The organism is Paenibacillus sp. J31P13 (assembly GCF_056269295.1).
Window position 1 is genome coordinate 1 of sequence record NZ_JBWDNR010000007.1, and the last position, 23,626, is coordinate 23,626.

Below are 23,626 nucleotides of genomic sequence, written 5' to 3' on the forward strand. Positions count from 1 at the left end.
TGCATGTATTAGGCACGCCGCCAGCGTTCGTCCTGAGCCAGGATCAAACTCTCCAAATTGGTGTTTGACTTGCTCAAAAACTTTTATCGCTTTTTCGCTCATCCCGAAGGATTTGCGAGGCAGTTTGTTACTCGTTGTTCAGTTTTCAAAGAGCAATCTTATCTTTCTTGTTTTGCTTGCCGTCCGCGTGTATCTCTCGGCCGGAATTAGAATATACCATGTATGCCTAGACTATTGCAAGTGTTTTTTTAAAATAAATAATAATTAGTTCTTTTATAATCATTTATTTAAGCATTTTAATATTAAGTCTACTATTAAAGAAGTATAGAAGCTCCAATATATCTTTATATAATAATTAATTTCACCTATTCCCCATTATAATACGATTCTATTTCATAATGAGACCGTCTCTAAATGAGAGAGTTACATGTCATTCACTAAGTACTTGGAAATGTGATAAAAAAAAACACTCCTTCCCTACATTTTTTTGATAAAATCAATCCATAGATAACTTTGCTTGAGAGTGGGCGTTGCCTCCTTGGATACAATCACTATTGTGCAACATGCAATCGATTATATAGAAGAACATCTCTACGACCCTATCGAGCTGGATCAAATAGCTGATGCTGCGGCAATATCAAGACCTCAGTTATATCGGATCTTCTACACCGTATCTGGTCACTCCATTAAAGAATACGTCCGAAAACGTAGAATAAGCGACTCTGCACGTATGCTGCATAAAACAACTGCACCTATTATTGAAATTGGTTTTTAGTTTGGGTTTGAATCCTATCAGATAGCCGACTATTGTTCCAAAGGCACTTAAACTAATTCATGGAGGGATTGCAATGAATGATCAGCAGCAGTCCGTAACGAATGCCGTCAAAAAAAGCCCAATAATGAATAAAATCGGTAGTGTATTCATTCCCGTTAGAGATATCCAGAAAGCTCGAAGCTGGTATTGCCGAGTGCTTGGCTTTCAGGAAAAGGACTGCGAAATCATTTTTGACCACCTATGCCCGCTTCCGATGCAAGGCCCCGGAATTATTTTGGACACGATGCCTATGTGGGGCGGCAAAGAGCCTGAAGGAGCACCAACCATTCAAACACCTGCTTTTATGCTTCTAACAGATGATTTGCAAAGCTCGCTAAGCTATATGAAAGAGCTCGGTGTAGAGCTGGTAACCGAAATTGAAAATGATCAATGGTTCGTTATGAAGGATCCTGATGGAAATAAGCTTATGGTTTGTCGTCAATAACACACTCCAATTGCGATTCAGCAGAGGTTCTATTCCGTAATCTAAGCTGAATACTTTATCGTTTTATTGCCATATTACTAGAGGTGAGTTAAAATGAAGACTTTCATCCTTACTCGTTTAGCATCCTTTTACGATAAAGGGGCTTCATAGACTAAAGAAAACGCGCAGGTGACCAAAATGATTGAGATTAAAACTTCCAAACTTAGTGATGGAGAGTTCAATAGAGGGGTATTTGCAAAACAAGACATCTCCAAAGGCGCCCTTATCCATGAAGCACCCGTAATTCCTTATCTTAACGAAGAGCATGTTCATATTGAGAAAACATTCCTCGCTGACTACGTGTTTGAGTATGGTGCTCATCACACTGCTCTCTTGCTAGGATACGGCATGCTATTTAATCATTCTTATGAGCCAAATGCCGATTATGAGATTAACTTTGATAACCATACGGTTGATTTCTTCGCTTACACAGATATTAAGGCTGGCGACGAAATCCTTATCAATTATAATGGTGAAGTCGATAACGAAGAGCCGCTATGGTTTAATAAAGACAATACAGAAGAAGATACAGAACAGAACGATGATTCACAAAAGGAAGATAACCATTAGGTTGCTCTCCAATAATTAGACAACAGGCTGTCAGCTCTTGCTGGCAGCCTGTTTTTTTATGAGACCGATAAGGAGGCTGCTTATAAAACAAAGTCGCAACCATCGAAGGGTAACCCCGCTTGAATAAGCTTTACAGCATGTTCAATCGCATCTTTTTGAGCAACCGAAAGCTTACCTTCATCTCCATCCCAGCCGTTGAGCCACCAGAAGTAAGAGCATATATTTCTATATTCCATAAACATCGGAATCTGTTCTACCCAATACCTATCCAACTGATTGTATGTAAAGTAGCCCTCTAAAAACGCATGTAAAAATTGCTTAGCAAATTCATTTTTGGATTTTCGATCATCCTTTGGCGAGCCCCACCAAACGGCGTGAGTAGCTGCAATTGCAATATCTAATGCAAACCAGCCATAAATACTATCATCAAAGTCAAAAACAGTAATTTCGCCTTTATCGATAAAAAAGTTATAAGGATGAAAGTCATTGTGGATCAGACCATAGGAGTCACTACTTTTTGGAAACTCATTGATCTTATTTTCGAGCGATTTCAATTTTTGAACGAGTATACTATACGGAGCCTGCTGAAGAAAGGGATTTGCAATATCCATCATGCTCCAGTTATCTCTTTTTGAAACAATGTCAGAAGAGGAATAGGATTGGGTCAGCATATGCATATTCCCCATCGTTTCACCCCATTTATTGAAAATAGCGGGACCCCAAAGCTGTGGATCATTTTTGTCAAAGCTCACGCCCACTGCCATATGGAAAGCAGTTGCTATAAACAGCTTACCCTCCTCATCATATATAGCCATTAATTTATTATCTCTAGTCTTAATCGGCATGGATGCCTGTACACCATGCTCGACTAAATAACTTATCCAATCTACTTCCGCCTTTATTTTATCTGCATATAAGGAAGGCTTCTCAGATAGTCGCAATATGTAAAACTTATTGTTTCTTGCGAAGCGATATACTTCATTACACGAGTTACTTATAAAAACCAATGTATTGGCATGAAATTGAAACGAATCTGCTGCTTTTGCCAATAACGTCTGACTAACCATTTTAGACTTCCGCCTCTCAAGTGTTTCCCGGCCGGGTATGCATCTAGATTAATGGATTTCCCTAAAAAGATATAGACTTATGTTTTTCTCTCAATTAAACTAATAATTAAGTAATGAGCTATTTTATTCCATGTAAAAAATAAAAGAGCGGCAATCAGGAACATGAACTTCATGTTTCAGATTGCTGCTCTATTCATGTAATAGAAATCCTCTTATTTTGGTATCTCTTTTAGATCATACTGCAAAGCCTCTAGTACCTTTTGTGTAACACTTGTCTTGATGTGAATGTTGCCAAACTTCGTTCCCATTATTCTCCTCCAATGGCTTCACTGAATAAACGTTTGATAAATTCTGCCGTTCCCTCAATCCTCGATATTGCTTTCCTAACATCAACCCTCACTTTTCCTCAGCTCCCAAAAGCAATTAATTTGTTCGTGATACTCTTATTCGTGACAATATGAAGAAATCACTTCTTACGCGGAATCGTTAACGTGTTCCATTCGCTTGTCTTCACAAGCTTGGCTATATAGACGATTTGACCAACGTGATAAGAATAATGTGACATTTGACGTTCAATCGCTTTTATAACGGTATGAGGTTCATTTCGGATGGTAACTATTTTTAATAGATCATCTTCTTGTATATCCTCCAGTGCAGTAAAGAAAATACGCCAACCCCGCTCCCATACCTCCAAGACATGCTGCTTAGTTTGTATTTTATTAACAAATTCAGAATCTCTGTCTCGCGAATTCTTTTCGCCGTCTGAGGTGAAGAAATCGGTCCAACGAGAGATCATATTGCCACTCATATGTTTCACAATAACAGCGATGCTATTGGAATCTTCATTAGAAGACCAAAATAGTTCCTCTTCCCTTATTTGTTCCATTGCTTTTTCAGCCGTACCTTTTATTCCTTTAAACTGGTGGATAGCTGTTTTTAAATACTCCGAGCCTATGGTCATACATTCACCCTCCATTAATCATCTATTACTCATTCTTTCATTTGAGTCTATTTCTCCAATTCATGTTAAAATCAAAATATAGTGGAAATTCGATTAGGGTGGTGATAGCTTGGAAATTAATTACGGGCTCGATCTCGATAGAGGAGCTCTGGAGGAGCTGCTCCAGCTGGATACATTGGTTTATGAAGCAGAGCAACTCGGTGATACTCAAAGTGTTTGGGAGAGATACGAGAAAAATAAAAATAGTTTTACGATTACTATGGTAAATGGGCTGCCGATTGGCTATGTCTGTGCTTTCCCTATTATTGATGAATTGTATGACATCATTAAAGCGAAGGAAATGCTCATTGACTCACAAATTTCGCCAGAACAAATCAAAGACTATGAAACGGGTAAAACCTATAATCTCTATATAATATCTTTCGTTATACATCCAGATTTCCAAGGTTCTGATGCTTTGAAATATATATTACTTGGCTTTGCGAATCGAATACATGCTCTGCAGGAGCAGGGTATGAAATTCAATAAGATACTAGCGCATGCGATCTCACCAAAAGGCTATAAGCTGCTTGAATCACTAGGATTCCAAACCGTTGCCAAAACACAAGAAAACTCCGCCATAATGGAGACCTTTGTGAAAACAGTTATTGATAGCATTCAAAACCGACTTAAGAATAGGATGTGAGACAACTGTGGTTCAAACAGCAGAACGTACAGATAATCAAGAGGAGCCAAGGGTTGAAATAGAATGGACACAATATCCTCCATTAGATCTTTATATCATGATTCCTTGCGTAAAAGAAAAGGAATTAATCATCCCTCAAGCTGTTAACGCCCCGTCACAAAGAGTAGGTAATCTCTTTTTGAAAGCTATTTCAACGGTTTCCTCTTATGAAATGGAGGATGGCTTCTCTGTAGACTTAACTCGTTTGCTGCTTTGTCAGGTTAGCATCGTTTGCCAAACGGATGATGTTCAAAATAAGGTTGAACTAGGGAGGCAGACGGTCAATGTTTATTTGACGACTCATAAGGGGACAGGTCTAGCTAGTGTGACACTTGTTTTTCCTGACATCACTCTATCGGTAACCCATATCTTGGATCAAATGTCTCGCAACGAGCTCCTAATCGATGATAAGGGGAATACAAAATGTCTATTAGAATGGCTGCACGAAAATTTCGGGTTGAAACGGATGGGTATGAGTCGTTCCTTTTCAAACCTCTCTTCCAAAGTTGATGAAAAGGAGCTTATTTATTTACTTGCTAATGAAGTCAATGGAAGCCAAATGATGAAACATCATTTGATCGGCTCTAACTTTAAAGAAGCAGCCAACAAAAATGTCGCCCAGTATGACTTAAGTGAAATTTACATACAAGAAACAAGCATTGTCCAAATCTACAAGGAATACCAGAACTCCTATGAAGAACGTATTCAAGATCATGTATTAACCCTATTTATTATGGAACTCCTCCTCATGCAGGATGTCGCTATTTCACGAGTCAGCCATCGCGTCTCAGAGGAGCTGCAGGGCAAGTCCGACATATCATTGAAGGTAATTGAAGAACTCAATCTTGATTTTGCTAAAACCATGTTTCTTTGGAACTTAAATAACTTTAAATACAGTGCAACGCAAGCCGTTGCTAACTCCTTTATCAAGGGATTCAAGATTCAAGAACAATTAGAAACTTATAAAACAAATAAGGGATTTCTTGAAGATCTCATTACAGTCATTACAGCTCGCAGCACGGATCGAAAAAATTGGATTTTAAATATAGGCATTATATTTTTAACTATTTCCCAGGTGCTGCCCATCTATTATGATATTACAAAAAAAATTGTTGAAGGCAACATCACTGCATTCGATATCCGGTTTGCAAGCTCCACGACTTTAATAGCTGTTGCAGCACTGATTCTCATTCGTTCATTCACAAAGCGTTCAAAAAAATAAATAAGGCTTTTAAAATCAAATGGTCTTCTATAAAAGAGGAGCCTTTGTATAAAGAGCTCCTCTACTGTTCTTCATTCTTTCAAGTGCCCTATCACTTATCACTATTTCTTTACGGCGATAATTAGTCCCGTAGACCAATTCATCTTAGTCAAAAATAAATCTTCCCTCTCAGCCGGTATATCCATAATTATACTTCGGAAGAACAAGATCTACATCCGTTATTATTTGCCCCGTAATCTTGTTCGAAAGAAAACGATTGAAAGAATTAGTGCAAAGCCAAGGACTATATACAAAACATAGTTGGTTTTCCACTGGGGTTCTGTCATCCCATCAAGAGCTTTCATTTCTTTCGTTGCGTCCTCATCTGCAATCAGTTTATTGCCGCTGCAAATACTCGTTGTTTCTTGGCCTTTGACATTTTCGGTGTAGATCAAATACTTATTTCCTTCTACAAACTCTGTCCCGCACATACCGTTGAAACCGCTAAACACATAACCGTCTTTCAGCTCGCCCTTCCAAACCTTATCCACACTAAAAATATTTCCGCCTTCTGTATCCCTGCTCACTACAGTACCTGTGAAGACAACACTCGATCGCTCAAGTTTCTCTTTGACGATTGGTTCAAAGCAACTACATGCTTGCACTTTATTGGGACTTAGAAAACTGACCAATAGGATTATAAAAAACACAAATGGAAACATTTTTTTCATTTCATCTTCACCCCTTAATCAAGGTTTTAATTGTAAATATAGACGAATTATAGGAGTTTAAGTTGCACTCACTCCGCATTGGCAGATGCAGACTGTTAATCATGTCCAAGTTTCATAACCCTATTAATAGGGTAACTATAATTAACGTTAACTAAAAGGAGATGTTGATTATGAGTAACCATAATGGCACAAGCGATAAAATTAAAGGCGGTATTTCCAAAGCAAAGGGTGAGATCAAAGATCAGGTTGGAAATATGACAGACAATCACCGTCTTCAAGCCGAGGGAAAAATAGATAAGGTTAAAGGTGAGGTTCAAGAAAAAATCGGTGAGTTAAAAAATAAACACTAATCAAAAGAACATCCCCTTCAAAGCATTAGCCTTTGAGGGGGTGTTCTTTTTTTTAAAACAATGATTCATCTATCCTGCATAGAGGTTAAATGAATGTAAGATGGTTGTAATCCTATTCCTCTTGATTTCGCAAAGAATAATTACATGATCAAGCGGAATACTAGATTGGAAATATGTGAGCAGAACTGGAGGTCATATAAATGGATAAGAAAACAAGTGAGAAATTAATAGCTTCAACTGATCCACGTGTAAAGGATAAGGTTGCAGTTATAACGGGTGCTGGTTCAGGTATTGGAAGAGCAACTGCATTACGATTGGCACAGCAAGGTGCTAAGATTTGTCTCATTGATCTCAATGACAATCGAACGGAATCGGTTGAGGAACAAATTAAAGAGTTAGGCGGAGAATCCTTTTTTGTAGATACAGATGTATCGAACCCTGAACGTGTCCAGAAAGCGATAGAAGAAGCAGCCAAACGTTTTGGTCGTATAGATATTGTATTTGCGAATGCTGGTATTAACGGCACCGTCGCGCCCATCGAGGATTTAACACCCGAGTCATGGGACGAAACCTTAACCACGAATTTAAAGGGCACTTTTCTCACAGTAAAATATGCCATTCCGCATATGAAGGAAAATGGCGGAAGCATTATTATTACGAGCTCCATTAACGGCAATCGCAAGTTTTCCAGTTTCGGCATGTCTGCTTATAGTGCTTCCAAATCCGGTCAAGTCGCCTTTGCCAAAATGGCTGCGCTGGAGCTGGCTCGCTATAAAATACGTGTAAATGTTATTTGCCCTGGTGCTATTCAAACGAACATTGGAGAGAATACAAATAAAACGCCTGAAGTTGATAAAATAACAATCCCAGTTAAATACCCCGAGGGCAGTCAGCCGCTGGAGCATGGACCGGGTCAACCCGAACAAGTAGCGGATTTAGTGCTGTTTCTCGCATCACAGGAATCTAGTCATATTTCCGGAACGGAGGTTTACATCGACGGAACGGAAACCTTACTTTAAAATAGAGCAGCGATGCTCTTTTTTTGCGACGCAACATAGTTGGCCTTCTTTCCGTCTATCCATAAAAAGGGAGGCCTAACATTTAAATATGAAAAAAAAGTTTATTATCATTTTCACATCTGTATCGCTAATATGTTTCTTGCTCATATTTGCATTGATTCGCTCAAACATTGATTTTATTCGACAATTCCAAAGCTTTACCGTCACCATACATAATGAATCAGATTACGATATCGTTTCCATAGAAACAGGAACTATTGAAAGTGATTCAACAGACACAGGAATTGTTGAGGGCTCCTCTAAGGATGTTTCTTCGAAGACCATTAAGAGCGGTGACAAATTGAAAATCAAGCCCAAACTGAGCCTAACTGGTGAAGGCGGCGTTTATTTGAAATATACCGATTCAAGGGGAGAAACTGTTAAAAAAGGGGTTTGCTCCTATACAGAATCTTTATCTGGCTATTCAACTGTTACCATCAAAAATGAGAAGACAACCGTTGAAGAAAAATGTATGTAGAGAACGATGAGATTTCATAACAAAAAGATGATGCTGGCGTTAAACCGACATCATCTTTTTGTTGTTCAGAGAGACTTCTTTCTTCTAGATATGCATAAAACCAAATATCCCAAGCCAAGAAAACAAAGCGGCAGGACCGGATAAAAATATCTAGGAGTCGGTGAGAAAGGAAGATAGAGCAATATGCTTACAAAAGCAAGCATGGCAACCATCATGTACGCGCCATTCCTTCTTTCGTGAATGAGCATTTTCAGTAAGCCAAGCAGCCCTACACAGACTAGAATGATATGGATGCTAATAATCGTTGAACTTATCATCGGATTGACCGTTAAATAACTTAATCCCGGAAATATTTCACGGATAAAAAACATCATTTTACCCCATGTATACCAGCTGAAATAAACAAAAAAGTCATTGCTGAAGCCTTCGATAATACGTTGATATGCCATTCTCCCCATTTCTGCTGCATCTAGACCAGCCTCAACATTGGGAAAGCGCGTGAATGGAAATGAGCCCCATAACAATGGACTTCCACCCTGTTCGGCTAGCAATAAAATTCGATCTAGTGCAACCAAATTACGTATCCACCACGGAAGCATGATGAGAACAAATCCGATAATGATCGCCGAAAGCGACTTCCACAGGGATACTTCACGCTGTTTTCTGACAAAAATAAAGACACCAGCCAAAAGCACTGCAATGAAAGGTACAATAGCAGGACGAATGAGAATGCAAATGCCAAAGACCATGCCTACACCGAGGAACCTTCTTATACTTAAGCCTTGCATAACCCGTACTAATAGATAAATAAACAACAAGAAGAAGAAACCGTATAACGTTTCTGTCAGAAGGAATAAAGGCGACAATATAAATGATGGATGAAATAATATACAACTCATCATCAACAAACTAATTCCTCTATGTTCAAACAATCTTCTTGATATCGCATAGAATAAAACTGCACTCAGCAATTGAATAAGGATTTGCAGAGCTTGAATTTGAGCAATAGGCGGTTTATCACCGTCGTAACCAAAAATGACATAACAGCCTGCTAGAAATAACGGGTAGCCTGGTGTTGTAAACGCATTGGGCTCTTTGGAATAATCATATGGTGTGTAGCCATAAACGCCCTCATGGAGCAGCTGGAGCACCATTTTGTTATAGCCGACTTCATCGCCTACCAGTTTTTTATTCCAATCCGTATAATAACAGCGAAGAACAAGACCCACTAGCAATAGAATCATAAAAATAAGCGTCTTGGTTTTTGCAGATCGTATGATTAAAAACTCCCTTTACTGTTGATTGACAGCTCTTGCTGCTGAACCACAAAAAGTAGCCTATTAGAATCATAGCATGAGATGTAACATTATCCCAAAAGTTAGCTCCCGTTTCAGATAAAAAAAGATGCCCCAACAGCTCCACTTCACTGCTAGGTCATCCTCTTAATTTGATCATTAGATTACACGGTTTGAAATACCTTTTCCTCTGAGTAAAGCTCCTTCATAATCGCTTCGATCGGCAGCGCTTCAATCGCCATATCAATGATGCCATATACTTCGTTGAATTCACTTATAAACCGCTTTAGAGGCAATAGGGAGGTGTCTATTTCCAGTTCCACCTCAAACGGAGCTATTCGTTCCAGTATTCGCAAGCCTCTCTGCTCGATATCAGGAACAACAATATCTGTTGTTAGACGAACAGATTTTTTATCACCAAGACGGCTTCTTAATCCGCTTAACGAATCATCAACAACAATCTCTCCATGATTAATAACCATGACCCGCTCCGCCAGCAGCTCAACATCACCCAAATCATGAGTCGTCAATATAAAGGTTACCCCCTGACGATTCATGCTTCGAATAAAGCCGCGAATATTTTCTTTCGCAATCATATCAAGACCGATAGTTGGTTCGTCGAGGAAAACGAGCTCAGGACGATGCAGCATCGCCATAATGAATTCGCATTTCATCCTCTCTCCGAGAGAGAGCTGGCGAGTCGGCTTTCGCATAACGTCCCCTACCTGCAGAAGCTCTACTAGCTCATCCAGTGTTGCTCGATATTCATGATTAGGGACACCATATATTGCTTTATTCATATAGAAAGCATCCGCAGGAGGGATATCCCAGAGCAGCTGTGATTTCTGGCCAAATACAGCACCGATTCTCGCTACATAATCCCGCCTTTGTTTCCATGGGACAAGTCCTAGCGCCCGCACTTCCCCTGATGTTGGATGAAGAACGCCAGTCAGCATCTTAAGTGTCGTTGATTTGCCAGCTCCGTTGGGACCAAGGAAGGCGACCATCTCCCCCTTCTCCACAGTAAAGGATAAATCATTTACCGCACGTACTTCCTTCATTGGACGACGAATAAGGTTTTTAGCTACATCTCGCAGTGTGTGGCCTCGTTCATGCGTCATATAGGTTTTCATTAGATTACGAACTTCTATCATTTCGACTCTACTCCTCCTTTGCCGTTGCGTGCTATGGGTTAACCTCCTGCGCTAGTGTAGCTTTTCAGCATACGGTTCCAAAACAAAACGCCAAGTAAAAGGAAGACAAAAGCAGGCAGTAACGCCCATAGCGTCCCCCAGCTGTTCCTTCCAAGGAGAGCCGAGGCTGGTACGAATGCAATTAATCCGACAGGCAGCACGTAAGTAAAAATATTTTGCAGCGATTTCGAGAAAATCGTTCCTGGATACATGCCAAAGCTGGTCACTGCATCAAATATATCAAATACCCTGCTGCTGCCAACCCATCGGAACAACATGCCTGATAGGAAGAGTGATACCGAGCAGAGAATGGCAATCGATGCAATAAACAACATCGCAAATTGGAGCCATGCCTCCCAAGATGGACTCGCAATGCCGCTTAGTGCATAACCGAACAATACCGATCCGCTAACCAGCCTGCCAAAATCATCCGGATCAAAGCCGCTAAGCATAGACATTAGCATAACAGGACGCGGTCTCAGAAGAAGCAAGTCAAAGGTACCTTCTCTCACTTGAGAAAGAGTCGTTCCAACCATGCCGAAGAAAAACGGAAACGCTACACCTTTAGCCAGTGCGAAGACAGCCTGCACAAGCAAAGCCTCATACAAGGTCCAGCCAGGGAAGGATGCTCCTGAACGGTAAACGAGTAACGTAACAAACGGAACGACCAAATCTCCAATTATGAGAAGCAATACGCTTAATGCAAAATGGCTGCGATAAGCCATCTGCTCCGCTAGCTTTGTTCGCAATACGGCAGCCCAGCAATACAGGATACCCTTCATACGCCCACCCCCGAGAACCGTCTAAGCGCAGCATGATACAATACGATCATGACTAATCCTGCTGCGGCTACAGCAATCGCTTGAAGACCTACTGCTTGTCCCAGCGTCAAGTGTATGCCCGCCAGCTCGTATTCCCCTATATAGACACGGGTCGGCAAATACGTAATGAATTGAAAGGGCAGAAAAAACAGTATCTTTTGCAGCACTTCCGGAAAGAAGGAGAGAGGAAGGAATACACCTGCACTCACATCCTTTAGCAGCAAAAATACCCGTCGAACCCCCTCTGCTCGAACCAGCCAGAATGCGGTAAGTCCAACGCAGTAATTAATAAAAAAGTTCATCAGAAAACTAAGCAATATGGAGAGGATTGCCCAGCCGGGAGCAGCAGGCTTCATATTGACGCCAAACACGAAAATGAACAGCGCCATAACTGGAAGCACCTCGATCCATAATGCAAGTGAGCGATGCCCCATCTTCTGCGCCAAAGCGAATAGCCAATGCGGCATTGGCCGCAGCGCGAAGGTTACGAACTTCCCGCTGCGAACCAGCATTTGCAAATTCCAATCGGCAAAATCAAAAGCAACATAATGAATCAGCGTTGCCACACCGAAGTACGAGAGCATTTGTGAATACGACAATCCGTTTATCAATTCCTTGCCATCATACATCGCTTGCCAAATAAAGACTTGAACTAAGAACAGGACAGGGCCGACAAGCAATGAAGCCGCCATATGCGACCGGAATGCAGCCCATTCCTTATAGGTTGCAAATCCGATCGCTTGTATTACGGCTATTGATCTCCTTAAACCCATCCTGAACCAATAATGTTTTGCGTTCCCGTTATCGACTCTGGGCACCAGTCCACATTAGATGGTACGAAAAAAACGATTACCGCTTTCGCTTTCGCATCAATGACCAGCTTACAGCGTCCTGCTCCCTCATGTCCGTATGAACCTTCCGCAATCCATTCTCCTGCACCAGTTAGCGATGCTCCAATACCGTAAGTCATTGAAGCGATTTTGCCGCCCCAACAGTAAGCTTTTGTATTGGCATTGAGCGTGTTTTCTGTCATTTTCTCTACGGATTTGCGTGATAGAATACGAACACCATCCAGGGTACCGCCGTTTAGCAGCATTTGTCCAAAGCGGAACAAATCATCAAGCGTCGAATACAGTCCTCCGCCAGCACGGGGCGGTGCATAAGTGCGATCATTATGATTAGTCAACTTTTTGGCTTCATACTCATTAATGATGCAAAGCTCAGCTTGCAGCTCGCTTGGCACATCAAAGAATGTGCGACTCATGCCAAGAGGCTCTACGATATGCTCCATAATGTATTGCTCATAAGGAATTCCGCTGGCACGTTTTATAATCTCCCCTAGAATGGCATAGCCTGCCGATGAATACATCCACTGCTCACCTGGTCCCGCGAGAGGTTTACCCGACAATACTGCTCGAATCCACGCTGATTTCCGTTGTTTCTCCAGCTCAGCTTCATTGGTTTCGGAAGAGGAATGATCCGTATCCGGTTCGAATGCGAATAAAATGTCCCACCAGCCCATTGGATAGGGCTCAAGAAAATAACCAGGATCAGCTTGCAGGCCAGAAGTATGCGTAAGCAAGTCAAAAATCGTCATTTTCTCGAACATTGGCTGTTTGAATTCCTCGATCCATTCCGCCGCCGATTGCCGAAGAAAAAGTTTGCCTCGTTCCACGAGCTGGAATATAGCAGCTGCCGTAAACAGCTTCGTAACGGAGGCAACGCGTCGAATGGAGTCCTTTTGAAATACGGCATCAGACCCATCAAATCGCAGCTTTCCAACGGCATGATCCGCGAATACCGCACCATGCCTTGCAAGCAGATAGGAACCACATTGTATTTTTTCTTTCTGAACCATCTCTTCAAAATGCTGCTCCAGCCTAGTTAGAACCAATTCATCGAAACCAGCCTCTTGCAGTCCAATTCTATTAGCTTCTCTTGTTACGGTCATGCTTTCCCCTCCATTTTCGTATCAAGTTTTAGAGCATTTATGTGTTAACTTACCTTCCTAAGGTTGCATGGGCTAGAGGATTCCCGACCATACAAGGGCACGTGGTGTTACAACGGATTCATTGGTAAATCCTTTTGCGCTTGGAACCATAAAGACAAATATTAGATCCTCAACCGGATCAACGAACAATCCGCAATGTCCGAAGCCCTCATGAGAGAAAGTTCCTCTGCTGCATAAATCAAAATGCTCTAACGACCATCCCAATCCATATTTATAATCCTTCTGCTTGCTGCCCCAACCATTATGCTCTACCCCATTAAGATGATTGGATGTTTGCAGCTCAACCGCTCGTTTCGACAGTATTCTACTCCCTGCCCATTCGCCGCCGCCAAGCATCATCTGTCCAAATTTCAACAAATCATCTAATGTTGAATACATACCGTTGCCTGCTTTAGGGGGCGTACCCTCTTTTTCTTCCAATGGTCTTGTCAGCGTTTCTTCTTCCCAATCATTCGTACAACATACTTTATCCGTAAGGGAGTCCGGTACTCGAAAAAAGGAATGAGTCATACCAAGAGGAGTCAATATTTCATCATGGATGTATTGTTCATAATGCCTGCCGGATACTTGAGTAATAATTTCGCCCAAAATAGCGTAACAGCTCGTGGAATAAATCCATTCTTTTCCCGGCAGGTTTTGCAGCGGCCCCGACAAGATCGCTTTAACCCAACCAATGTCATTTCTCTGCTTCTTTAGCTCTCGCACAGCCCACTCAAACCAAGGCTGCGAATTCGGCTCATTAAAAAATCCAGGATCTCCTCGGAGCCCTGATGTATGGGTCAACAAATGAAAGATTGTAATGTCACGATGCTTGTTCGTATCAAACTCGGGTAAAATACTGCTCACCTGTTGATTAAGAAACAACTGTCCACGATCGATAAGCTGATGAATGGCTACAGCTGTAATCGCTTTCGTAATGGAATATACTTTTCGAATGGAATCCGTCTGTAGTTCCGGACTGCTCTCTGAGGAGCGCAGCTTGCCCATTGCGCGATGCGCAATAACTTTGCCGCGTCTCGATAACAGATAGCTTGCGCCTTGGATCGTTTTCTGATTGATCAGTTCGGCATAATGATCATCTAGTCTCTGAATAGCTCCCGCATCATAACCAACGTCCTCCGGCTTCGCATCCGTCCAACCTTCATGTATCCCTATCGTTTGTTGCATAATCAAACACCCCTCCTAGTTTGGATATATTTGTAATTAGAAGCATGAATTTCATTTTAAGGGATGCCATACACTCTGTCTACTCATTTTTCATCCAAAAATTGTTTTAATAAACTAAGAAAAGCCGAGAAAAAACGAGCAATTTCAAGCATTCATTTTCAGAAAAGTCTCTGCGCCCTAGTCTTATCTAGCAGATCATTTATACGAACACACGTTTTTACCGTTTGACCTTATTTGGAAGCGACTGCTACGATACATCTACTTTCATTTTCAAAAGGGTGGTTACTTGCTTGTTTAAAATGCCGGAATGGATGGTTTTCTTTATAGCACAATTAAGCCGCGCTAAAGGGGCTTTCGTGCTGATTAGTTTGCTGACGGTGACAGCCGTTATTTGTGGAGCTGCAGCTCCTGTATTAATTGGAAAATTAATAGACAACATCACTCTTCACAGCGGAAAACATATGATTCAAATCTCATTACTATTGCTTAGCGCTTTGCTGTTAACAGAGCTTTGCTTCTCTTTTCGGGCGTATGTTTCTGCAAAAGCTATGCTTCGTCTTTCCTACTCGCTTATTGAAGAGACGCTTGCTGCTGTATTACGCACCTCATCCCCTTTTTTCACAAAAACAGCTCGCGGCGAACTCCTTCAACGCATTACACAAGACACGAGAGTCATACAGCAATTTGGCTTATCCACGCTTCCCGGGTTTATTCAAGAGCTTCTTCTCGCCAGTGCGGCCATGCTCGTCATCTTCAATTGGAACTGGCAGCTTGCTGTGATTCTAATAGCCTCCTATCTGCTTGTGTTCATTCCTGTACATATTTTCGGAAAAAAAAGAGGTATTGCTCGAAAAAAGCTAGTTCTCCATGATGCTTCTCTACGTCAAAGCCTTCTCGAAAAACTGGATACAATGAAGCAAACCAAAATATACGGAACCGAGCGTCAACAATTTGAAAGCTTCAGCACGGAGCAACAGAAATGGTCTGATCTTAAATATCAGGAAGGACTCGTAGAGAGTATGTATCGAACATTCCCGCGCGTACCTGATTCATTGGCACCAGCACTTATCTTTCTATTTGCTGGATGGCAAATGATTAGAGGTGAAGCTTCTGTTGGACAATTAGTTACGATAATCGCTTTTATACCGGCAATTAATGCGCCAGTGCGCTCCTTTTTCGAATTATATGTAAGTCTTGCGGATATAGGGGCTCGCATTCACGGCATTTTAGAATATTTACGTCTTCCCAGTGAGCCCGGCAAACAAATCGGATTGAAAAAAATGGGCAGCTATCGTGAAAGAGCTATTTCATTCAAGGGTGTCCATGTCGCCGGTGAACGAGGTGACTTGCTTCGGAATCTTAGCTTTATGATTGCACCAGGCGAGCATGTCGCCATAGTTGGTCCTAGCGGTGGAGGAAAGAGCACACTGCTTAAGCTTATTTTACGCTTGCAGGAGCCAACAGCAGGTCATATTGCGATCGGCAGTGTTCCTCTGCAGGAGCTGGATGCGTCTACCCTCCGCAGCCGAGTCGGCTATGTCATGCAGGAAGGTGTTTGGTTCAGAGACACGCTCTATCGCAACTTAACTTATCTTGCAGGAGCAGATGAAGCCTCACTGGATCAATGGATGAGGGTGTTTGGCGCAGATAACATTATTGCTGGACTTCCCACAGGCTATGAATCTATGTTAGGTCCTAATGGGGATACGCTCTCAGGCGGACAACGGCAATTACTCGAATTTGTCCGCATTATGCTCAAGAGACCAGACATCCTGCTGCTCGATGAAGCCACCTCCTCACTGGATCAGAAGAGCGAAACCAACGTCTATGACGCTTTAAATAAGTTTGCTAAAGGCATAACGCGAATCAATGTCACTCATCGACTGCGCGGAGCTGTTATGGCTGACCGTATTCTAGTCATTGACCAAGGCGAATTAGTAGAGCAGGGAACTCATGAGGAGCTTTTGCGTGCAGGAGGTCTTTACAGCAAGCTTTGGCAGCAGGAGATGAATGATGTACAGCAATCGAATCAACATTTAACGATGGAAGGAGGGGAGAATCATGAACGAGAGCCTATTGCCAGCATTAAATAAAAAGGAAGCTATTGCACGTTATGTAAAGGAACAGCTATTAGCCTATCGAAACAATATTTCTCTTATTTTAATGAAAAACATACTAGGAAGCCTCTTATTTATGATTCCTCCCTTCCTATCGAAGTACATATTAGAAACTATCCTTCCGCAGCAAAATTGGAATCTCCTCGTTATTGTTACTTTATGCATGGTGGTCGCACCACTTACAGGCAGTATGATGATTATATTTGAGAACATGTGGGGCAGAGTCTTCATTCGCTTATCTGCTGGAGGACGTGCAGATTTGTATAATGGCATCCAGCATCAACCACTGGATTGGCTGAGCAAGCGCCGATATGGCGATCTTATGACTCGCATACTAGATGACACTCGGTTATTGACCGAGATGGTTAACGGGCATCTAGGATTTATGATTTTCCACATTGTTACTATTATTAGCGGTTCGATCATTTTAATTTATTTACAGCCCGCATTAGGCGGAGTCGTTCTCATCATATGGGCTGGACAAGCTGTTCTCACGTCGATTCTAGGTCCAAAAGTAAAACGCCAGGCTGCTTTAACAGCAAAGCAAAACTCTTCTGTATCGGAAAAAGTACGAGAACTTGTATCGAGTGCTTCCTTCATCAAAGCAACTGGACAAGAAGAACACGCGCTCGGGAATGTTAAAGACTTCTTGAATCAGGAATGGATCTACACGAAACAAAACATGATGACCACACATCTTGTTCGTCTGGTCACTTCGCTATTAAACGCAATCATTCTTGTAGTCGTTTACGTGGTTGGCGGCTGGTTTGTTCTGCAACAGCAGCTGTCCATCGGTTCTTTAGTGGCCTTTGTCACTGTTTATAATTGGCTGCGCCCATTTGGTGTTTCTTTTATTGAAATGGTTCTGGACGTCATAAGAGCTGTTCCGGCAGTTGAGCGTACAGCAGCTATCAGCTTTCCAGTAAAGCAAGATCGCAATGGATCTATACCCACGGTGCCGCTGAGGCTGGAAGGCGAGCATTTGTCCTTCTCTTATGAGGAGAAGCAAGTGTTGCAAGAGCTTAACTTTTGCATAGAAGAAGGCTCTGTTGTTTCCATTGTAGGGCATCGAGGGTCAGGCAAATCAACGCTTGGTGAACTGATGGTAGGGCTTCGACAACCCCATGCTGGTTATATAGGTTTGAATGGTACTCCTCTTCATCAATTGGATATGATTTGGTATAGAAGCAAGGTGCTAGCGGTTACGCAGGATATTATGCTTAGAAGCGGAACAATTCTAGACAATATTTTATACGGCAGTGAGGCGTTCAAGATCGAATCCGTTCTTGAAGCTGTCCGTATGGCAGAATTGGAAGAGTGGATTTCTAGTCTGCCCGAGGGCTTGTATACGCAAGTTGGTGAACAGGCTCTGCAAATATCAGGCGGAGAACGGCAGCGAATCAGTATGGCGCGCGCATTTCTTCGGAAGCCAGCTATCCTCATTCTTGATGAGGCAACCTCTTCACTAGATCAAGGAACCGAGCGAAGAATGCTTGATAACATGCTTGCAAAAATGAAAGGAACGACGCTTATTTTCATAACACATCGATTGAATATTGCTTTACGCTCTGATGTTATTTTCGTAATGGATAACGGTCAAATTACCGCACAAGGCAAACATGATCAATTACTCATGTGCTCTGATATATATACGGAGCTTTGGTCAGAGCAAACGCAATAATCATCATTCCATGTAAAAAAAGAAAAAGGCATCCCCGAAATGGTTCATGATCGGGATAGCCTCATTCATTTTATATTATTTATATAACGCAACAAGCAGAATACCTAAACTATCCTGATAAATTTCCTCAAGCTGCGTTAATGGCAGCGGATTGGTACCTTGGCCAACCTCAATCGTAAAGCCAGGTCTACGCCAATCTTGAATAAACCAATCTTTATAGCCTGCAAAGCTGTCTGCATATTGAACGGCTCTATAACCGCTGACTCTCGCAAACTCATTTACAAGTATTTGTGATTCTGGCAGAGGTTCAAGACCCTGAAAGCCCCAGAAGATTACTTTTCCTTGTGTATGAAATGCCAGGATACGACTGAAATTATTGTTACGCGTTAGCTCTGCCATCGCTTGCGATTCCGGTTCCGTAAGCGGGCCTGTACCCGCATAGTCCCGGGGCGCAGGAACGCGAGGACCTCTCTCTGCTTCTTGCTGCCATAATGCAGGGAATTGGTTATTTAAATCCACTCCGCGAATATTGGCTTTCCAGCCGCTAAAGTCTTCGCTTCCTCCATTTATGGCAAGCACATTGCTTCGATATGGCTCTTGGCTTGGCCGGCCGTTAATAACAAGATCCACGCCGTCAGGATTCACCATTGGAACGAGAGACAGCGTCGTTGACAAATAAAGAGGATTCATTGCAAGTCCACGAATGCTGCCGTTGTTCGTCAGCGCCAATAAATATTCATTAAGAAAACGTATGAGCACCGGTGTCGTAATCCACTCGTTTGCATGAAAGGACGCATTTGCATGAACGACTTTCAAGCCTCTGCCAATACGAATTTCCGGGAGAGCTTTCCCCATAACAGAGGAACCGATGCTTTGACGACGCATAAAGGGATAGATCGCTGCAAGCCGGTCAAGATCCTCCAGCATATCGCCATAATCATAAGGACGTGTCGTTTGAACAACCATCGCTGTTACGCGCTTAGGAATCCGAATCATGTGTCCAACACGCAGCGCATTAGGCTGCACCATAGGATTAAGCAGCATGAGCGCATCCAATGAAACTCCGTTAACGTTCGCAATCTGCCAAAGCGTTTCCCCTTGTGCTACTTTGTGAACACTAACCGTATAACCCGGTATTTCAATGGTCTGACCTAGCATTAATGCATCCGGATTGACGTTTGGGTTAGAATCAAGCAGCAGTGGAAGCGTTATTTGGAATAACTGACTGTAAGCCCATAATGTATCGCCACGACGCACGGTTATCTTCATGTCTGTCGTATCCTCCTAAAGGTTTTCGAAGCCATATTAGCCTCGATAACATGAGCATAAGCCCACTTTCTTTATTGTATGGAGGGGACAAGTTGAAGATTCAAGTGATACAAGTCATTCCAGCAAAAGAAACGCTTATACCAGCACTTTGCCAAAAACACCGTCGAAATAAGCTGTAAGATCCACTTTAATAGGCATAAAATAAATATTGCTATTCGTTTGCTCCGTATAAGCTAGCGCTCTTCTCGAAAAATCGATATTCCACTCTAGTGTCGGTTGAAAGTCCTTAGGAAAAACGACATTATTTCTCGTTTCCCAGTATTTTTTGGACTTGTCCGAAATGACAGGCGAAACACCCCAGAATATATCAGCGCCATCCAGCATTTCCGAATAAAGCTCCATTAATCGCAGATCAAAGAAAGGCTGAGTGAAGAAGCCATCCGTACCCGCCTCCAGCTTCCTTTGCACATAATCATATTCCTTGCGAATACTGTCTCTGTAAGGATCGATCGCCGAATATACCTTCATGTGCGGATGCTCTCGTTTGATTTTTGAAATCAGTTCAATACAGGTCGTAGGATAAACCTCATGATCGCTATTTTTAGGAGCATCTCCCGTAACAACGAGCACTTCAGCAATTTGGTGCGTATCCAGAAACTCAATCATTCGAAAGGGCTCTCTAGCATCAAAGTCCATTGCACGTATATGCGGAATAGAATTTTTATAGAAAGGTTTGGAGAGGCTTGTTGCCTCCCAGCTTCTAAGGTCGAACCTCGTTAAATCTGGAATATTAATCGTATTGATAGAAGGAAATTGAGATTTTATTAGTGCCAGCTCTTCTCTTAGCCCTTCTGCATCTCTTGGAACAAGCTCTAGCGAAACTCTCACTTCATAGTCCCCTTACTTCATGCTTAATAATAGAATATAAGTTTATGATAAAACTTATTTAAATCCGACTCTTTTTATATACATTGTATAATAATACATAATATCGAATTTTAATACCATTTACCAATAAGTATAATGATGTTTATTTATCATAAATTCTTATATTACATATAACCCCTTTGATGAGTCTGCATGCTTAAACAGGCTTTGTTTTATGCCCCGCCAGCCTTTAACAGCTCATTCATTTTGAATAAGGATGGGTAAGCTAGTCCCTCTTTTTTCAAGTTCGCTCTGATAACCCTTCTGAAGGCCGTAAAAAAACACTAAAGCTGCCCGCTTTAGTGTCGTGATTTCATTCCATTTATTATATACTTCCTACAATAATTGCTCAACTCTTTCTGAGGAGATCAGATAAAATACGGGTGTCCAAATCTTCTCCACCATATGAAAGCAATGGAGACACCTCAAACTCTCCTGATCCCAGTTCCTCAATCGGCATACCAGCCGCAAGCAGCCATTTCTCATGCAGCTGAAGAACAAGCTTACGTGCGCTTTCTGGGCTATCTTCTCCATCTTTATTTTTCACAGGGGCAAACTCTTCCTCACGCCTCCCCATCAATACGGTCATTTCCGCTGTCAAAGGAAAAAAGTCAAAAATAAAACGTTCAAGCTTATAAGCATTAGGCTCATCCGGTGAAATCATACTGCCCTTTGCATCCATATAGTCCATCTTCTTGGAAGCGACATGGAAGGGAATGTCCGCGTCCGCATACGCCTCTACAAAATCCACTTTAAACAAATGGATAGATATGTTGCCCAAATGATAAAGCAATCTGCCGCTAGGCTCTCTCTCTTTCAATAGCTGATCTGGAATCTCGTTATATTCAAAAACAGTCGGACGACCATTGTTCAAACAAAGGATACCGATCTTCTCATCTGGATTCATCTTCTCAACCACTTTCGTTGCAATGGGATGATCCTTCGTGGCTGCGACGCCAATAAAAGCAGGGTCAGCTATTTTAATAAGAGCATTATCTACGTTGCAATAAAATAACCAGTTTAGACCTCGTCGCTTGATATCCGCCAGTGCTCCGGATCTCTTCAAGGAAGCGAAGCAATCCCCATGCCCGCTTGGCGCTAGCTTTAGTGAAGCATCCTCCGAAAGGATCAACCTGCCCTCATGATCCAAGGCAGGCATCGTATTTTGCTGAAAGAAGAAGCAGTCCTCCGACGGATAACCGAAATACTGAGCAGCTTCAAAAAAATCTACCGTATCCTGATGATTTTCTGGACTCGTCATGATATACCAGGGTATGTATTTCCCAGCTTGAGCGGAGAGTTTCAGTAAACGCTCCCCTTGCAGTTGGAATAACGACTTGCCTGATGGAAGACCAATATCCAATGTCCCTTTTGGACCATCATGGCCTAAGCGGCTCCCTTGTCCTCCAGCAACTACGATAACGCCAACTTCCCCATTTTGCAGAAGTTCCATCCCTTTTTTCGTAAAAGCATCTTGTTCCTCTTTATTATAGTTGTACCAGTCTTCATCATATATTTGCGAAATGTTTCGCGGTTGGGCGGTAGCTGCGTCTTTGTTATGTATAACCGTCATTAGCTGTTCAAGATCAATGGCACTCAATTGTTCTGTTAGTTTATTTTTCTCCGTTATCGGTAATTTATCCAGAAGAGGCAGCAAATGCTCCTGATTATATTGCTTCAGCTTTATTCTCAACTCATTTATAGGATTAGTCATTTGTTATGCTTCACCTCATTAGACTGAACTATAACTCCTCACGAAAGCTCTCGATAAACTGTTTCGCACGTTTGGACAAATAGTGATCCTTTAACCACAGGATTCCGACATCGGACTCAAAGTCGGCATCTTCAATATGCAGCATTTTCACAACGGTGCTGGGGAAGGAAGACATGACCGATTTCGGAAACACTGTGGCACCAATACCGCCTGCTATTAAGGACATAATAATCGCAACACTTGAGCATTCACAGATAATATTAGGCACAAAGCCGTGGTGTTTGCATTCATTCACAACCTGCTCATGCATGCGAGTCGTTTTGTCTGTCTTTAATGTAAGGAAAGGAAACTGCGCTAGATCCATCATGTGGATCGTTTCCTTGCTGGAGTATTCCGTCCATGAGCTTGGAATAACTGCAACAAATGGATCAGACGGCAGCGGTAATACGGAATACTGCTGTGGATGCTTCTGCGCTTCAAATGGAAGTCTAGCTACCACCAGATCAATCGCCCGCTTCTCCAGCTTATCGCCTAAATAAAAGTGATCACCCTCGGATATCTTAAAAGTAACCTGAGGATACCTTTCCCGAAACAGCTCAATTCGCTTTGGCAGCAGGGAAATGCAGGAAACAACGGAGCCGATCGATAGGATGCCGCGCACCCCTTCCTCCATTCCTTTCACTTCTCTTATGGATTCATCGAATTGAAGAAGAAGCGATTCTGCTTTTTTCTTAAGCAATTCTCCTGATTCAGTGAGGTTAAGCCCCTTCCCATTTCTTTCAAAGAGCTTAACGCCAAGCTCCTCTTCCATTAGCTTTAACTGTCTGCTGAGGGGAGGTTGTTCAATGTTTAGTACCTTTGCTGCGCGCGTAACTTGTCCTTCTTGTGCTATAGTTAAGAAATACTTTAATTGCCGTATGTCCATATCGATCACCCCGATCATGTATACCCAAAAGGTATGGCCATTCAATAAAATAGATATTTTAAATATAT

At 42.1% G+C, this 23,626-nt stretch carries 23 protein-coding genes and 1 rRNA gene; 10 read left to right on the forward strand and 14 right to left on the reverse strand.

From position 1 onward, the window contains the following. A 16S ribosomal RNA gene (locus AC0YOD_RS21075) occupies positions 1–59 on the reverse strand; the annotation flags it as partial. 479 nt (positions 60–538) lie between these two features. Between AC0YOD_RS21075 and AC0YOD_RS21080 the strand changes: the two genes are divergently transcribed. The 3 genes from AC0YOD_RS21080 to AC0YOD_RS21090 all read left to right on the forward strand — a co-directional run bounded on the left by AC0YOD_RS21080 (position 539) and on the right by AC0YOD_RS21090 (position 1,868). Further along, positions 539–775 carry a helix-turn-helix domain-containing protein gene (locus AC0YOD_RS21080; protein WP_475801307.1) on the forward strand — a complete coding sequence of 79 codons (237 nt, stop codon included), beginning with the start codon at positions 539–541 and terminating at the stop codon, positions 773–775. Between the two features lie 73 nt (positions 776–848). Continuing rightward, on the forward strand, positions 849–1,259 hold the full coding sequence (locus AC0YOD_RS21085; RefSeq protein ID WP_475801308.1) for a VOC family protein: 411 nt from the start codon (positions 849–851) through the stop codon (positions 1,257–1,259). Positions 1,260–1,436: 177 nt separating this feature from the next. Further along, positions 1,437–1,868 carry an SET domain-containing protein gene (locus tag AC0YOD_RS21090; protein WP_475801309.1) on the forward strand — a complete coding sequence of 144 codons (432 nt, stop codon included), beginning with the start codon at positions 1,437–1,439 and terminating at the stop codon, positions 1,866–1,868. Positions 1,869–1,948: 80 nt separating this feature from the next. Here the strand turns inward: AC0YOD_RS21090 and AC0YOD_RS21095 are convergent, their stop codons facing one another. Together AC0YOD_RS21095 and AC0YOD_RS21100 are read right to left on the reverse strand one after the other, a co-directional pair. Beyond that, positions 1,949–2,935, reverse strand: coding sequence for a phosphotransferase enzyme family protein (locus tag AC0YOD_RS21095; protein ID WP_475801310.1), 987 nt, complete (start codon positions 2,933–2,935; stop codon positions 1,949–1,951). A 466-nt stretch (positions 2,936–3,401) separates the two neighbouring features. Continuing rightward, positions 3,402–3,896, reverse strand: a complete 495-nt coding sequence (locus AC0YOD_RS21100; protein WP_475801311.1) for a DUF1572 family protein — start codon at positions 3,894–3,896, stop codon at positions 3,402–3,404. 109 nt (positions 3,897–4,005) lie between these two features. Between AC0YOD_RS21100 and AC0YOD_RS21105 the strand changes: the two genes are divergently transcribed. Both AC0YOD_RS21105 and AC0YOD_RS21110 read left to right on the forward strand, forming a co-directional pair. Further along, complete coding sequence (locus tag AC0YOD_RS21105; RefSeq protein ID WP_475801312.1) at positions 4,006–4,581, forward strand: hypothetical protein; 576 nt, start codon at positions 4,006–4,008, stop codon at positions 4,579–4,581. A gap of 7 nt (positions 4,582–4,588) precedes the next feature. Further along, complete coding sequence (locus AC0YOD_RS21110; protein ID WP_475801313.1) at positions 4,589–5,842, forward strand: hypothetical protein; 1,254 nt, start codon at positions 4,589–4,591, stop codon at positions 5,840–5,842. 221 nt (positions 5,843–6,063) lie between these two features. On the opposite strand, the gene AC0YOD_RS21115 is transcribed toward AC0YOD_RS21110, so the two are convergent. Then, positions 6,064–6,552: a hypothetical protein gene (locus AC0YOD_RS21115; protein ID WP_475801314.1), complete on the reverse strand. Its 489-nt coding sequence runs from the start codon at positions 6,550–6,552 to the stop codon at positions 6,064–6,066. Between the two features lie 170 nt (positions 6,553–6,722). Between AC0YOD_RS21115 and AC0YOD_RS21120 the strand changes: the two genes are divergently transcribed. The 3 genes from AC0YOD_RS21120 to AC0YOD_RS21130 all read left to right on the forward strand — a co-directional run bounded on the left by AC0YOD_RS21120 (position 6,723) and on the right by AC0YOD_RS21130 (position 8,438). Further along, positions 6,723–6,902 (forward strand): CsbD family protein, encoded by a 180-nt coding sequence (locus tag AC0YOD_RS21120; RefSeq protein ID WP_475801315.1) that lies wholly within the window; start codon positions 6,723–6,725, stop codon positions 6,900–6,902. Positions 6,903–7,102: 200 nt separating this feature from the next. After that, positions 7,103–7,921, forward strand: a complete 819-nt coding sequence (locus AC0YOD_RS21125) for an SDR family oxidoreductase (RefSeq protein ID WP_475801316.1) — start codon at positions 7,103–7,105, stop codon at positions 7,919–7,921. An 88-nt stretch (positions 7,922–8,009) separates the two neighbouring features. Beyond that, positions 8,010–8,438 (forward strand): hypothetical protein, encoded by a 429-nt coding sequence (locus AC0YOD_RS21130; protein ID WP_475801317.1) that lies wholly within the window; start codon positions 8,010–8,012, stop codon positions 8,436–8,438. A 65-nt stretch (positions 8,439–8,503) separates the two neighbouring features. On the opposite strand, the gene AC0YOD_RS21135 is transcribed toward AC0YOD_RS21130, so the two are convergent. From AC0YOD_RS21135 to AC0YOD_RS21160, 6 genes are all read right to left on the reverse strand, one after another. Further along, positions 8,504–9,682, reverse strand: a complete 1,179-nt coding sequence (locus tag AC0YOD_RS21135; protein WP_475801318.1) for a glycosyltransferase family 39 protein — start codon at positions 9,680–9,682, stop codon at positions 8,504–8,506. A gap of 215 nt (positions 9,683–9,897) precedes the next feature. Next, entirely contained in the window at positions 9,898–10,887 is a 990-nt protein-coding gene (locus tag AC0YOD_RS21140) for an ABC transporter ATP-binding protein (protein WP_475801319.1), read from the reverse strand. A 38-nt stretch (positions 10,888–10,925) separates the two neighbouring features. Then, a complete protein-coding gene (locus AC0YOD_RS21145; protein WP_475801320.1) occupies positions 10,926–11,708 on the reverse strand; it encodes an ABC transporter permease in 783 nt (260 codons plus the stop codon). Beyond that, positions 11,705–12,520 (reverse strand): ABC transporter permease, encoded by an 816-nt coding sequence (locus tag AC0YOD_RS21150; RefSeq protein WP_475801321.1) that lies wholly within the window; start codon positions 12,518–12,520, stop codon positions 11,705–11,707. Before AC0YOD_RS21150 ends, AC0YOD_RS21145 begins: the two co-directional genes overlap by 4 nt. Continuing rightward, positions 12,511–13,698 carry a serine hydrolase domain-containing protein gene (locus tag AC0YOD_RS21155; protein WP_475801322.1) on the reverse strand — a complete coding sequence of 396 codons (1,188 nt, stop codon included), beginning with the start codon at positions 13,696–13,698 and terminating at the stop codon, positions 12,511–12,513. The genes AC0YOD_RS21150 and AC0YOD_RS21155 overlap by 10 nt, the downstream gene beginning before the upstream one ends. A 72-nt stretch (positions 13,699–13,770) precedes the next feature. Then, a complete protein-coding gene (locus AC0YOD_RS21160) occupies positions 13,771–14,925 on the reverse strand; it encodes a serine hydrolase domain-containing protein (protein ID WP_475801323.1) in 1,155 nt (384 codons plus the stop codon). A 299-nt stretch (positions 14,926–15,224) separates the two neighbouring features. On the opposite strand from AC0YOD_RS21160, the gene AC0YOD_RS21165 reads away from it, so the two are divergent. Then, complete coding sequence (locus AC0YOD_RS21165) at positions 15,225–17,018, forward strand: ABC transporter ATP-binding protein (RefSeq protein WP_475801324.1); 1,794 nt, start codon at positions 15,225–15,227, stop codon at positions 17,016–17,018. After that, on the forward strand, positions 16,987–18,723 hold the full coding sequence (locus AC0YOD_RS21170) for an ABC transporter ATP-binding protein (protein WP_475801325.1): 1,737 nt from the start codon (positions 16,987–16,989) through the stop codon (positions 18,721–18,723). The genes AC0YOD_RS21165 and AC0YOD_RS21170 overlap by 32 nt, the downstream gene beginning before the upstream one ends. Positions 18,724–18,798: 75 nt before the next feature. Here the strand turns inward: AC0YOD_RS21170 and AC0YOD_RS21175 are convergent, their stop codons facing one another. From AC0YOD_RS21175 to AC0YOD_RS21190, 4 genes are all read right to left on the reverse strand, one after another. After that, positions 18,799–19,992, reverse strand: a complete 1,194-nt coding sequence (locus AC0YOD_RS21175; protein WP_475801326.1) for a M14 family zinc carboxypeptidase — start codon at positions 19,990–19,992, stop codon at positions 18,799–18,801. A 135-nt stretch (positions 19,993–20,127) separates the two neighbouring features. Next, positions 20,128–20,880, reverse strand: coding sequence for a methylenetetrahydrofolate reductase (locus tag AC0YOD_RS21180; protein WP_475801327.1), 753 nt, complete (start codon positions 20,878–20,880; stop codon positions 20,128–20,130). Between the two features lie 388 nt (positions 20,881–21,268). After that, positions 21,269–22,633 (reverse strand): UTP--glucose-1-phosphate uridylyltransferase, encoded by a 1,365-nt coding sequence (locus AC0YOD_RS21185; protein ID WP_475801328.1) that lies wholly within the window; start codon positions 22,631–22,633, stop codon positions 21,269–21,271. Positions 22,634–22,661: 28 nt separating this feature from the next. Beyond that, positions 22,662–23,558: a LysR family transcriptional regulator gene (locus tag AC0YOD_RS21190; RefSeq protein WP_475801329.1), complete on the reverse strand. Its 897-nt coding sequence runs from the start codon at positions 23,556–23,558 to the stop codon at positions 22,662–22,664. Positions 23,559–23,626 lie beyond the last annotated feature (68 nt).

Bases quoted from the DNA above. Each gene is read 5' to 3' on its own strand.
- AC0YOD_RS21085 (WP_475801308.1), top strand. From the start codon at position 849: ATGAATGATCAGCAGCAGTCCGTAACGAATGCCGTCAAAAAAAGCCCA.
- AC0YOD_RS21090 (WP_475801309.1), top strand. From the start codon at position 1,437: ATGATTGAGATTAAAACTTCCAAACTTAGTGATGGAGAGTTCAATAGA.
- AC0YOD_RS21095 (WP_475801310.1), bottom strand. From the start codon at position 2,935: ATGGTTAGTCAGACGTTATTGGCAAAAGCAGCAGATTCGTTTCAATTT.
- AC0YOD_RS21100 (WP_475801311.1), bottom strand. From the start codon at position 3,896: ATGACCATAGGCTCGGAGTATTTAAAAACAGCTATCCACCAGTTTAAA.
- AC0YOD_RS21115 (WP_475801314.1), bottom strand. From the start codon at position 6,552: ATGAAAAAAATGTTTCCATTTGTGTTTTTTATAATCCTATTGGTCAGT.
- AC0YOD_RS21120 (WP_475801315.1), top strand. From the start codon at position 6,723: ATGAGTAACCATAATGGCACAAGCGATAAAATTAAAGGCGGTATTTCC.
- AC0YOD_RS21125 (WP_475801316.1), top strand. From the start codon at position 7,103: ATGGATAAGAAAACAAGTGAGAAATTAATAGCTTCAACTGATCCACGT.
- AC0YOD_RS21130 (WP_475801317.1), top strand. From the start codon at position 8,010: ATGAAAAAAAAGTTTATTATCATTTTCACATCTGTATCGCTAATATGT.
- AC0YOD_RS21135 (WP_475801318.1), bottom strand. From the start codon at position 9,682: ATGATTCTATTGCTAGTGGGTCTTGTTCTTCGCTGTTATTATACGGAT.
- AC0YOD_RS21140 (WP_475801319.1), bottom strand. From the start codon at position 10,887: ATGATAGAAGTTCGTAATCTAATGAAAACCTATATGACGCATGAACGA.
- AC0YOD_RS21145 (WP_475801320.1), bottom strand. From the start codon at position 11,708: ATGAAGGGTATCCTGTATTGCTGGGCTGCCGTATTGCGAACAAAGCTA.
- AC0YOD_RS21150 (WP_475801321.1), bottom strand. From the start codon at position 12,520: ATGGGTTTAAGGAGATCAATAGCCGTAATACAAGCGATCGGATTTGCA.
- AC0YOD_RS21155 (WP_475801322.1), bottom strand. From the start codon at position 13,698: ATGACCGTAACAAGAGAAGCTAATAGAATTGGACTGCAAGAGGCTGGT.
- AC0YOD_RS21160 (WP_475801323.1), bottom strand. From the start codon at position 14,925: ATGCAACAAACGATAGGGATACATGAAGGTTGGACGGATGCGAAGCCG.
- AC0YOD_RS21165 (WP_475801324.1), top strand. From the start codon at position 15,225: ATGCCGGAATGGATGGTTTTCTTTATAGCACAATTAAGCCGCGCTAAA.
- AC0YOD_RS21170 (WP_475801325.1), top strand. From the start codon at position 16,987: ATGAACGAGAGCCTATTGCCAGCATTAAATAAAAAGGAAGCTATTGCA.
- AC0YOD_RS21175 (WP_475801326.1), bottom strand. From the start codon at position 19,992: ATGAAGATAACCGTGCGTCGTGGCGATACATTATGGGCTTACAGTCAG.
- AC0YOD_RS21185 (WP_475801328.1), bottom strand. From the start codon at position 22,633: ATGACTAATCCTATAAATGAGTTGAGAATAAAGCTGAAGCAATATAAT.
- AC0YOD_RS21190 (WP_475801329.1), bottom strand. From the start codon at position 23,558: ATGGACATACGGCAATTAAAGTATTTCTTAACTATAGCACAAGAAGGA.